This window comes from Bacteroidota bacterium (assembly GCA_018698135.1).
Taxonomy (GTDB): Bacteria; Bacteroidota; Bacteroidia; order CAILMK01; family JAAYUY01; genus JABINZ01.
Genome location: JABINZ010000153.1, coordinates 1 through 12,032, shown reverse-complemented (window position 1 = coordinate 12,032; position 12,032 = coordinate 1). Strand labels below are relative to the sequence as shown.

The following is a 12,032-nucleotide window of genomic DNA, read 5'->3' as shown; positions in this document are numbered from 1 at the left end:
CCGAATGAAAACACCAATGTGGATTGAAAAGCTTAAAACAAGATGGGGCATTAAAGGCACTTTCCATGTTGTGATTATTCTTGTTGTTTTTGCTCTTACAGGAATGTCTACTTTAAGAGTTGAAGGATTTATCAGTCATGGGCTAAATCTTACTGATGATCCATCTTTCATGAACCGTCTTTTGGTTTTTATTTTCCTGACTCTTCCAATTTATAATATTTTGCTGATAGTAATAGGTACAATATTCGGTCAATTTAAGTTCTTTTGGAATTTTGAAAAACGATTTTTCAGCTCATTTAAAAAGCTATTTAGACTAAGAAAAGCAAGTAAAAAGAACTAATCCCAATTATTTATATTGAATACTTATCTTCACCCTGAATTTATTTCATGATCTAATAAATGCTGAATCAAGTTCAGCATGATGATTCATCCTCCATTATAGCTTAAAACAAAAGATCCCATTTTCATTTGATTAAATTTAGCACCAACAAAAGAATTGGAATCCTTAATTTTGCCTGCTAATTACACAAAAGAAATAAGCAAAGAATGGCTGAATATAAATTCCAACAGATAGAAAAGAATTGGCAAGAAACCTGGCACACTCAAAAAACCTATAAAGTTGAGATTGATAAGAACAAACCAAAATTTTATGTTTTGGATATGTTCCCCTACCCTTCAGGTGCCGGACTTCATGTTGGTCACCCTTTGGGTTATATAGCCTCCGATATTTACAGCCGCTACAAAGTTCTGAAAGGATTCAATGTTCTTCACCCAATGGGTTTTGATGCTTTTGGTTTGCCTGCTGAGCAATATGCTATTCAAACAGGTCAGCATCCTGCTGTTACAACCGATGAAAATATCAAAAGATATAAAGAGCAATTATTCAAAATAGGTTTTGCATACGATTGGGATCGGGAGGTCAGAACATCTGATCCTTCATATTATAAATGGACTCAGTGGACATTTATTCAACTATTCAAGCATTATTACAATAATGAATCACAGAAAGCTGAACCAATAGAATCTTTGGTTAAAGAGTTTTCTCAGAATGGAACTGCTCATATTCAAGCTGCCTGTTCAGAAGAATTAAGTTTTACTGCAGCGGAATGGAATTCCAAATCAGAAAAAGAACAACAAGCCATATTGATGAATTATCGATTGGCATTTCAGGCAGAGACCACAGTAAACTGGTGTCCTGAATTAGGGACAGTATTAGCCAATGATGAAGTTAAAGATGGCTTGTCGGCACGTGGAGGGCATCCGGTGGTTCAAAAACCAATGACTCAATGGTTACTTAGGGTATCTGCATATTCTGAAAGACTTTTGCAAGGACTCGATCAGGTGAACTGGTCCGATTCCTTGAAAGAAATGCAACGAAATTGGATTGGCAAATCTACTGGAGCCAGCATAGAATTTCAGATTGCGGCAGCGCCTTCGACAAGCCCAGGGAGGCAGAAAGATTGCGAATTTCAGATTGAGGTTTTTACGACCAGACCAGATACTTTGTTTGGATCAACCTATATGGTTCTTGCTCCAGAGCATCCATTAGTTAGTAAAATAACCACTTCTGAGTTTAAAGAAAAGATAGAGCAATACATTGAAATTACCAGCAAACGGACAGAAAGAGATCGAATAGCAGAAACTAAAAACGTAAGTGGGCAATTTACAGGTGCCTATGCCTTTCATCCTTTCACAAATGAAAAGATGCCTATTTGGATTGCAGATTATGTCCTTTTTGGTTATGGAACTGGAGCTATCATGGCTGTTCCTGCACATGATAGTCGTGATTATGCTTTTGCAAAACATTTTGATCTACCCATTATTGAAGTTGTCAGTGGTGGCAATATTGATCAAGAATCATATGATGCGAAAGCAGGAACTCTTATTAATTCAGATTTTCTGAATGGGCTTGAGGTGGCAGATGCAATGCATGTAATGAATACTAAACTTGAAGAACTTGCAATAGGAGAATTCAAGATTAACTATCGGATGCGAGATGCTATTTTCAGCCGTCAACGTTATTGGGGAGAGCCATTCCCAGTATATTATGAGAATGATATACCCAAAGTTCTGGAGGAATCTGAGCTTCCATTGGAATTGCCGGAAGTCGACAAATACTTACCAACAGAGGATGGAGAGCCGCCTTTAGCACGAGCCGAAAACTGGAAAACAGCTAAAGGATATCAATTGGAATTGGATACCATGCCAGGTTTTGCAGGTTCAAGTGCATACTATTTAAGGTATATGGATCCTCAAAACGATCAAGAGTATTTTTCACAAAATGCTGTACAATATTGGCAGGATGTAGATTTGTATATTGGTGGGACTGAACATGCTACAGGACATTTAATTTATTCACGCTTTTGGAATAAATTTCTTTTTGACCTCGGATTAAGTTGCAAAGAAGAGCCCTTCAAAAAGTTAGTCAATCAAGGAATGATTCAAGGTCGTTCAAATTTTGTGTATCGTGTTAACCCTGAAAAATATGCTGAATATCTTCTTTGGGAACAAATCAAGGAACTCAAAACAGGTATAAAATTTCACCGTAAATACAAAGAAGGTCATCGTGAATTTGATTTTTTCAGTCAGGATGCAAAAATTGTATTGGAGATTAAACAGCATAAAAAACTTGAAAAGCTGGAATCCAGATATAAAGAATATTTTGATCAAAATGATTACAACTTACTTCTTATACCAGTTATCAGAATTCTAGAAAATCTGGATGATGTTATTAATAAGATCAAAGAAATGGCTATAGGTCAGGATGTTGAGTCGTATTTAACCCGAGAGCACAAAGAACTCAAGCCAATTTTTGTTTCTGCCGGCATCAAAGACAAAGACTTGTATGCTACCCCTTTGCATGTGGATGTAAACATTGTTGAGAATGACTATCTAAATATAGACTCTTTTAAATCCTGGAGACCTGAGTTCAAACAAGCTGAGTTTATTCTGGAAGATGGCAGATATCATTGTGGATATAGCATTGAAAAAATGTCAAAATCCATGCATAATGTTGTTAATCCTGATTTAATAATCGACAAATATGGAGCGGATACTTTTCGTATGTATGAAATGTTCCTCGGCCCTATTGAGCTTCACAAACCTTGGAATACAGATGGCATTGAAGGTGTTTCAAAGTTCCTGAAGAAATTTTGGAATTTGTATTTCAATGAGCAAAATGAATTTGAATTATCAGAAGAAAGATCAACCGACCAGGAGTTAAAAGTACTACACAAAATTATCAAAAAAGTTGGTGATGATATTGAACGACTTTCCTTTAATACATCTGTCAGTTCATTTATGATAGCCGTCAATGATTTAACTAAATTAGCTTGCACAAAAAGAAATATTTTGGAGCCATTAATCGTTTTAATCTCTCCATTTGCACCCCATATTGCTGAAGAATTATGGGCTATGGCAGGTCATCGAGCAAGTGTTACAAAAACTCAATTCCCAAACTTTAATGAAGATTATATGAAGGAAGATGAGCATGAATACCCCATTTCTTTCAATGGGAAAATGAGATTCAAACAATCCTTTCCAACACAAATTTCAAGAGAGGAGGTAGAAAAGGAAATATTGAATAACCCCCAATCTAAAAAATGGTTAGAAGGAAAAACAGTTCGAAAAATTATTTTCGTCCCCAATAAAATCATTAACATTGTTGTGTCATAATTATTGATATTAATCAACTTGATAACACATCAACTCAATAATTAATGTTACGATAAAACATTAACTTTGTACAATGAGCCAATGTGCTCAAACAACAAAAACTAATATTAATCAAATGAAAAAAATTGGATTATTTTTCGGATATACTGGTGGCAATACAGAGGACGTTGCTAATATCATTGCTAATAATTTTGAAAAAAAAGACATTGATGTTTTAGACCTCTCCAAAGTATCGTTACTAAAACTGGAAGAATATGATCAATATATTTTCGGCATTTCTACAATTGGAGCTGATAATTGGTCGGATGCAAGTACCAAAAACCTTTGGGACAATTTTTTCATGCTTATTCAAAAGGTAGAGCTAAAGGGTAAAAGAGCGGCTATATTTGGTTTAGGAAATCAAGTTCTGTATCCTGATCATTTTTGTGACGATATGGGACCCTTGTCTGAAAAACTTAAAGAACAAGGAGTTAAAATTATCGGGCATTGGCCTGGCGACAAATATGATTTCACCAGTTCACGAGCCTTTGTTAAAAATCAGTTTGTAGGACTCCCTATCGACCATGATAATTATCCAGAGGATACAAATGAACTCATTGCAGAATGGACTGCTTTGTTGAAAACACAGTTTAAGAAGTAACAACTTCATTATTTCCAATTTCTTATTGCTTTCAATTTCTCATGTATTGATTTGAGCTGTTGCTATATTTCTCAAGCGATTCTCTTTTCGAGCTTGTTATTCCTCATTTTATGCTCATCGTAAATTATTACAATTATTTATTGTTTTACTTACATGGACATTATATAAATTTCATGTAGGTTTGTGTTTACAGCAATACTTTAAAATAGACAGTAAATTATTCTTGAAAATGAAAAACACACCTATAAACTATCAAATAGTCAAGCAAAAAATAGAAGAAAGTGGTGTTCAAAATATTGGAAAAGCCAGCATTCGTGAATTGCTAAAAGTGGTTAGTCAGATTGAAAAAGAAACTGGCGAGAAATTTATCCGCATGGAAATGGGTGTCCCCGGGCTTCCACCTGCAAAAATCGGAGTGGAAGCTGAAATTGAAGCTTTACGCAAAGGAGTAGCATCTCTTTATCCGAATATTGAAGGAATACCCGAACTTAAAGCGGAAATAGTTCGTTTTGTTAAACTATTTTTAAATATTGATGTGGATCCTAGCGGATGTATTCCAACTGTTGGTTCTATGCTTGGTGGATTTGCTTCATTCATGACTTTAGGAAGATTGTATGAAGGAAAAGACACTACCCTGTTTATCGATCCCGGATTTCCAGTTCAAAAACAACAACATCATGTACTTGGTCAAAAATATGAGAGTTTTGATGTATATAACTACCGTGGCGAAAAACTTAGAGAGAAACTCGAAAGCTATTTGAGTAAAGGAAATATTGTCTCCATTATTTATTCCAATCCAAATAATCCGTCATGGATTTGTTTTACAGATGATGAACTGAAAACAATTGCAGAATTAGCCGATAAGTACAATGTAGTGGTAATCGAAGATCTGGCTTATTTCGGAATGGATTTCCGTAAGGATTATTCTGAACCGGGTGTTCCTCCATATCAGCCAAGTGTTTCACAATATACTGATAATTACATTTTACTTATTTCCAGTTCCAAAGTTTTCAGTTATGCCGGGCAACGAATTGGTATGCTGGTCGTTTCTGATAAAGTTTTCAACACACAATCAGCTGATTTAAGAAGATATTTTTCTTCAGACTTGTTTGGTAGAGCACTGATATTTGGTTCTATATATGCCTTAAGCTCAGGTACAGCCCATTCTCCTCAATATGGTTTGGCTGCCATACTAAAGGCTGTGAATGAAGGACAATATAAATACCGTAAAGATGTATTGGATTATGCAGAAAAAGCGAAAGTAATGAAAAAGTATTTTCTGGATAACGGATTCGAAATTGTTTATGACACCGATATCGATCAACCCATAGCCGATGGTTTTTATTTCACTATTTGCTACCCCGGTTTTAGTGGTGAAGAATTGGTTGAAGAATTACTTTACTATGGTGTAAGTGCTATTTCTCTGGCCATTACAGGAAGCGAACGTCTGGAAGGATTAAGAGCTTGTGTTTCGCAAGTAGATCGAAACCAATTTGCAGATCTAGCATTTCGATTGAAAAAATTCAAAGAGGATCATCCTTATAATGGTTGATAATTTGACTTAAATTATTAATGCCGCATTTTACCTCTTAGCTTATCTTTGAAATCCCATTAAAGGATGGAATATTTTAAATAATTAACGATTATATAATGAAACGATTATTAACCTCTATAGCTCTCCTGTTATTTGTTTTCTGTGGTTTTGCAAATCCGATTAACTCCAATTACGCAAAAAAAATTGCGAAAAATTTGTTTTTCGAAAGAGCCAGTGAATTCCACAACATCAAACTGAAAGATATACACACCGAATTGGTATTTACCAAAACGCAAAACAATTCCAATCTTTATTTTGTCTTTAATATTCATAGTTCTGTTGAAGGATATGTTATTGTTTCAGCAGATGATGATGTTTATCCAATTTTAGGTTATTCATTTCAAGGAAACTATTTGGTTGAAAATCAGCCTCCCTCTTTTCATGAAATGATGATTATATATGAAAAGCAAATTCTAAAAGTTATTAGCAATGGCTTAAAAGCTGATAGAAACATTCAAAATGAATGGGCCAATCTTGAGAAACAAACAGTATATAGAGGAAACTATCGTAGTGTAAGTCCATTAGTTTCTGCCCATTGGGGACAAGGTCAATATTACAACAGAAATTGTCCTGTTGATGCTAGCAGCAGTTACGACAATAGGGTTTTAGTTGGATGTGTAGCAGTTGCTATGGGTCAGGTAATGCATTACCACAAATCACCAACAAAAGGAAGCGGATCTAGCTCCTATTACCATTCAAGTTATGGAACATTAGCTGCTAATTATGGCATGACAACATACAATTGGAGTGGAATGCCAAATTCACTCTCCTCCAATAACAGTGCTGTGGCTACTTTGCTCAATCACTGTGGTGTAAGTGTTGAAATGAATTATGCACCAACTGGAAGTGGTGCATATACTTCAGATGCAGCTTCATCATTGAAAAATTATTTTGGTTATTCATCTACCACTCAATATAAAGATAAAAGTAATTATACAAGTAGCGCTTGGGAGAGTTTATTAAAAACTGAAATTGATAATTCCAGACCAATGATCTACCGTGGTCATGGTTCGTCAGGTGGTCATGCATTTGTTTGCGATGGCTATCAAGGAACATCAAATAACCATTTCCATTTCAATTGGGGATGGCAAGGTTCACAGGATGGTTATTTTTACGTTTCAAATTTAAATCCTTCGACCTATGACTTTTCAACCAGCCAGGCAGCTATAATTGGTATCAAACCGGGTACAACTTCTTCCATCATGTTAACATTATATGATGGAATCACAAAAACGCCCACTACACTAACTCAATATCAGTCAGCAACAATATGGGTTCAATTATTAAATAATTGTGGCACCAATTTTACCGGAGATATTCGGGTTGCATTGTATAGTTCATCAGGTCAATTTGTTGAACTGATCGATAGCTTTAACAATTTATCATTAACCGATGGATACTATTATTCATATGGACATGATTTTGAGAGCAGCAGTATATCTGCATCACCTGGCACTTATTTAGTTGCAGCTGAATTCAGACCAAGTGGCGGAAGTTGGACTCTAGTCGATAAAGGATCATATTCAAACCCTGTATCTGTAACTGTTCAAGGGGGAACTTCAGCCTGGGACATTAGACTATATGACTCTATTTATGCTTTCCCAAAACCATTGGTTCAATATGATTCAGCATTTGTTTGGTTTGATATGGCAAATTTTAGCGGTTCCACATTTAATGGAGAATTAACCGTTTCCTTGTTTGATGTATCAAGTGGTCAATTCGTTGAAACGATTGAAACAAGAAGTAGTATAAGTTTACCTACCATGAGTCATTGGACAAATGGTATATGGTTTGTTAGCAGCTCTATCCAAGCAGCTCCAGGTGATTACATTTTAGCTGCTCATTTTAAACCTTCAGGTGGCAACTGGACACTTATTGATGAAGATTCCTATTTAAATCCTATTCCAATAAAAATTATTTCAACAGCCCAATATCCAGATCCATATGAGGTAAATAATACAGAAAACAGTCCGTATACATTTACACCTACTTTTGTAGCTGATAAAGCCACTATTACAACTGTTGGCTCAAACTTTCACAATGCAAGTGATATTGATTTTTACAACTTCAATTTAGCCAGTGGTTATAATTATACCATTAGCATGCGCTTACATGATAGTTACAACAGTGGAACCGGTTATACTTACAGCTGCGATGCAGTTTTTGCTTATAAATACGGAGCTAATTGGTCTGCCTATTTTGATGATGACGAAGCATCTGATTTTAATGTGATCGGTGCCGGTACAGTTAATTTCGAAGTCAGTCCCTATTTTTCAGGAATTGAAGGAACCTATCTTTTCGAAATTGAAATCACACGTGTTATAGCTGGCGATCCAGACCTCATAGCCTATGATGAAACCGTTTCGCCTTCAACAATTCAGGCTGGCGAAAACCTAACAGTTACTTGCGTAATTAAAAACCAAGGAAGTTCTGTTGCTGCATCTTCTGTAGTAAAATACTATTTATCAGCAAACTCAAGCTTTGATGCAGGTGATATGGAAATGGGATCAGATAATGTAATTAGTCTGGCTAAAGATGGCAGCATGACTGTTGCTGAAATTTTCCAAATTCCAGTTAACACAGCTGCTGGTAACTGGTATGTTCTCATTTACGCTGATGCTAATTTAGCAATCACAGAAGACAACGAAAACAATAATATTGCTTCTTCTCAAATTACTGTTTTTAAAGGTCAAGCTGATTTGATCATTCAGTCAAAAAGCGTTACACCAGCAACGGTTAATGTTGGAGGTGTTTTAACAGCTAATTGCACCATTAAAAACCAGGGTCAGGGAGATGCAGGAAGCAGCATTTTAAAATACTTTCTTTCTTCAAACACCCAATTGGATGGAACTGATATTGAATTGGGATCAGACAATGTGTTGAGCTTAACAGTCAATAGCTCAAGCGCATCCAACGAAAATTTAATTATTCCAAACAATACCGCCAATGGCAATTGGTTTATTTTGTTTGTAGCTGATGCATCCGATCAAATTGACGAATCTGACGAAACAAATAACATTGAGAGTATGTCCATTACCATTACAGGAAATACAGGATTTGATGAAACAAATAACCTACTTGATGCTATACGCATGTATCCGAATCCTGTCACAGATTATTTTGTAATAGAAACAGGACAATTGAAAGATCAATTGAATATTGAAATTTTCGATATGAATGGAAAATTAGTTTACAAAGTTTACCCTACTAACAATTTGAATAATCAAAAAATAGATGTGAGTTCATTCAGTAGTGGAATGTATCAACTTAAAATTGGATCAAACCAGCAATACAAATTAATTAATTTCATGAAGAAATAAATATTTTCTAGATAAATGAATTAAAAAGGAATCCAAATTGGATTCCTTTTTTTTTGACAGAATGCAATAAAGATTGATCAGAATTCTATTTTTAGACAGAAAATCAATAAATTAGAGTGCTTATAACATAGCTGATTCTTTTGAATTTATGCTATTAAAACATTACACCAATGGAAACAAATACTTCGAAGCCTGCAAAGCCAGATCAATTTTTACAAGGTTACACAATTTTAGTTGCAGAGGATGAAGAATTCAATTATCGTTATCTTCAAAAGTTATTGTCAATGCGCGGATGCCAAACAATTTGGGCTAAAAATGGCATTGAAATTTTCGAAACAATCAATAATAATATTGATTTTGATTTGGTATTAATGGATATTAAAATGCCCAAAATGGATGGTTATGAAGCCAGTACAAAACTCAAACAAATTTTACCAGACCTTCCAATAATTGCCCAAACTGCCTTTGCTTTATATGGTGATAGTGAAAAAGCCTTTGAAGCCGGTTGCGATGATTACATTGCAAAACCAATCATGTTGAATGACTTGATGGCAAAATTAAAGTTTCATTTAAAATTGAACTAGCAGATATTTTGAGTCTAACAAAATCGATAGTTTTCATTCTAATTTATAGTTTATTATCTGGCACAGCGGCTGTTTGTCAAATGATGGACAGTGCATCTGGTCAAACTCAAATAATTTTTCTTGGAACAGGTACGCCAAATCCTGATCCAGCACATGCAGGGTCCTCCATTGCTATTGTTGTTAATAATCAAGCTTATCTTGTTGATTTTGGACCAGGATTGGTCAGGCAAGCTGCTGCTTTGTCTCCACGTTATGGAGGAAATATTGATGCTTTAAGTGTCAAGAATTTAACAATTGCATTTCTAACGCATTTACATTCCGATCACACTACAGGTTATCCTGATCTGATTTTCACACCCTGGGTTATGGGTAGAGATAAGCCACTGGAAGTTTATGGCCCAGCGGGAATTCAGGACATGACAAAACATATTCTAAAAGCTTATCGGGAAGACATCCGAATAAGATTAGATGGTTTGGAACCTGCTACCGAAAATGGCTGGAAAGTAAATACACATGAAATTAAGGATGGAATTATTTACAAGGATCAAAATATTGAAGTAGAAGCATTTTTAGTTGAGCATGGCAATTGGGAAAATGCATATGGTTTTATTTTCACAACCCCTGATCGCAAAATTGCTATATCAGGTGATACAAAACCATGTCAGAAATTAATTGACAAATGCCAAGGGGTAGATGTGTTGATACACGAAGTGTATTCCCAAGAACAACTTCAGTACCGAACAAAGTTCTGGCAAAACTATCATCCACAATTTCACACATCAACAGTTGAGTTAGCTGAAATTGCCAATCAAATTAAACCAGATCTTCTCCTACTCTATCATCAATTAGCGTGGGGTACTACAGATGAAGAATTGGTAAAGGAAATCACAAAAACATATACAGGTAAAGTTATTTCTGCTAAGGACTTAGACATATTTTAAAGCAATTATATGCAACTAATAAAAATGATCATCATTACCTCCTTCTTTTTTACAGTTTTTCATCTGTCAGGACAAGAAGTCGACTACAATAAAAAAAACAATGAAGTTCGTATCGATGGAGTTTATAGCTTCAAAATCATCAAACACGGATGTGGATTTGAACCAGATTGCTATTTTGACATATATGATAAGGATGAAGTTAAAGTACTTAAAATAGTCTACAAATCTTTTAAATCGCCAGTTGAAATCTCTCAATCAAATCCTGAAGGAATTGTTCGCTATAGTCAGTTTATATTTTTAGAAACTGAAAAAATAGCAGAAATTGGTGCTGTTTGGATGAAAGAAAAAAAAATAGCAGCTTATATTGCAAAAAACAGCTTATTCAAAAATGGAAAATTGGATGAAGCAACTGTACATGAATTTGTTCTGATGAAAGCAACTCCCTATTCCGATCGGATTAAGTTTTAATTCAATTGTAAAATAAGCTTCCTCAACATATTCAGCACTGTCATTGTTGAAAACTGAATATTTTGTAAACGGCCTCTATCAAATACAATCATTTTACTGATAACCGAATTTTCAGATGCAACTGCCAGCCATACGGTTCCAACTGGTTTATCTTCTGTTCCACCATCTGGTCCTGCAATACCCGTAGTAGCAATTGCATAATTTGTATTGAATTTATTCCTGACACCTATTGCCATCGCTTCAGCACATTCTTTACTGACCGCTCCGAAAGTCTTAATAATAGATTCTTCCACTTGCAATTCGCTTACTTTAATTTCATTGGAATAGGCTATTACACCACCATTAAAATACTGAGAACTACCTGATACTGAAGTAATCGTATGCGCAACAAAACCACCAGTACAACTTTCAGCAATTGACAAATTAGATCCTCTACTTCTTAACAATTCCCCCAAAGCTTCTGAAAATGTAATATCACCAAAGCCATAAATATAATTTTCAATTCGACTGACAATTCTATTTTGAATTTCTTCCATTTCTGCAAGAATTAAACTCTCTTTGCCATTTTGAGCTGTTAATCTTAATTTTACTTGTCCAATACTAGGCAAATACGCAAGTTTTATATAAGCAGGAAGTGAATCTTCAATATCTTTGATTTTTTGAGCAATAACAGATTCTCCAAGTCCAATTGTTTTAATATTCAAATTGACCAATTTAATCGAATCTGACAGATTTTGTAACTAATCAGGGATATATGTAGCAAGGCAATTTAAGCCCTCAAGAACATTGTTTCTAGACTTGATGATTGTA

Annotated in this window: 9 protein-coding genes; 8 read left to right on the top strand and 1 reads right to left on the bottom strand. The window is 35.0% G+C overall.

Going from position 1 to position 12,032, the window contains the following annotated elements; genetic code table 11:
- Positions 1-22: 22 nt before the first annotated feature.
- From HOG71_09955 to HOG71_09920, 8 genes are all read left to right on the top strand, one after another.
- The gene (locus HOG71_09955) at positions 23-340 is read left to right on the top strand and encodes a diacylglyceryl transferase (protein ID MBT5991159.1); all 318 of its coding nucleotides are present in this window, start codon (positions 23-25) and stop codon (positions 338-340) included.
- Between the two features lie 206 nt (positions 341-546).
- Positions 547-3,675, top strand: a complete 3,129-nt coding sequence (locus tag HOG71_09950) for a leucine--tRNA ligase (GenBank protein MBT5991158.1) — start codon at positions 547-549, stop codon at positions 3,673-3,675.
- A 115-nt stretch (positions 3,676-3,790) separates the two neighbouring features.
- Complete coding sequence (locus HOG71_09945; GenBank protein MBT5991157.1) at positions 3,791-4,315, top strand: flavodoxin; 525 nt, start codon at positions 3,791-3,793, stop codon at positions 4,313-4,315.
- A gap of 229 nt (positions 4,316-4,544) precedes the next feature.
- The gene (locus HOG71_09940) at positions 4,545-5,867 is read left to right on the top strand and encodes a pyridoxal phosphate-dependent aminotransferase (protein MBT5991156.1); all 1,323 of its coding nucleotides are present in this window, start codon (positions 4,545-4,547) and stop codon (positions 5,865-5,867) included.
- A gap of 98 nt (positions 5,868-5,965) precedes the next feature.
- Positions 5,966-9,229: a T9SS type A sorting domain-containing protein gene (locus tag HOG71_09935; GenBank protein ID MBT5991155.1), complete on the top strand. Its 3,264-nt coding sequence runs from the start codon at positions 5,966-5,968 to the stop codon at positions 9,227-9,229.
- A 170-nt stretch (positions 9,230-9,399) separates the two neighbouring features.
- Positions 9,400-9,813, top strand: a complete 414-nt coding sequence (locus tag HOG71_09930) for a response regulator (protein ID MBT5991154.1) — start codon at positions 9,400-9,402, stop codon at positions 9,811-9,813.
- Between the two features lie 83 nt (positions 9,814-9,896).
- Positions 9,897-10,754 (top strand): MBL fold metallo-hydrolase, encoded by an 858-nt coding sequence (locus HOG71_09925; protein MBT5991153.1) that lies wholly within the window; start codon positions 9,897-9,899, stop codon positions 10,752-10,754.
- A 9-nt stretch (positions 10,755-10,763) separates the two neighbouring features.
- Positions 10,764-11,222, top strand: coding sequence for a hypothetical protein (locus HOG71_09920; protein MBT5991152.1), 459 nt, complete (start codon positions 10,764-10,766; stop codon positions 11,220-11,222).
- On the opposite strand, the gene HOG71_09915 is transcribed toward HOG71_09920, so the two are convergent.
- On the bottom strand, positions 11,219-11,926 hold the full coding sequence (locus tag HOG71_09915; GenBank protein ID MBT5991151.1) for a nicotinamide-nucleotide amidohydrolase family protein: 708 nt from the start codon (positions 11,924-11,926) through the stop codon (positions 11,219-11,221). The genes HOG71_09920 and HOG71_09915 overlap by 4 nt on opposite strands.
- Between the last annotated feature and the right edge of the window lie 106 nt (positions 11,927-12,032).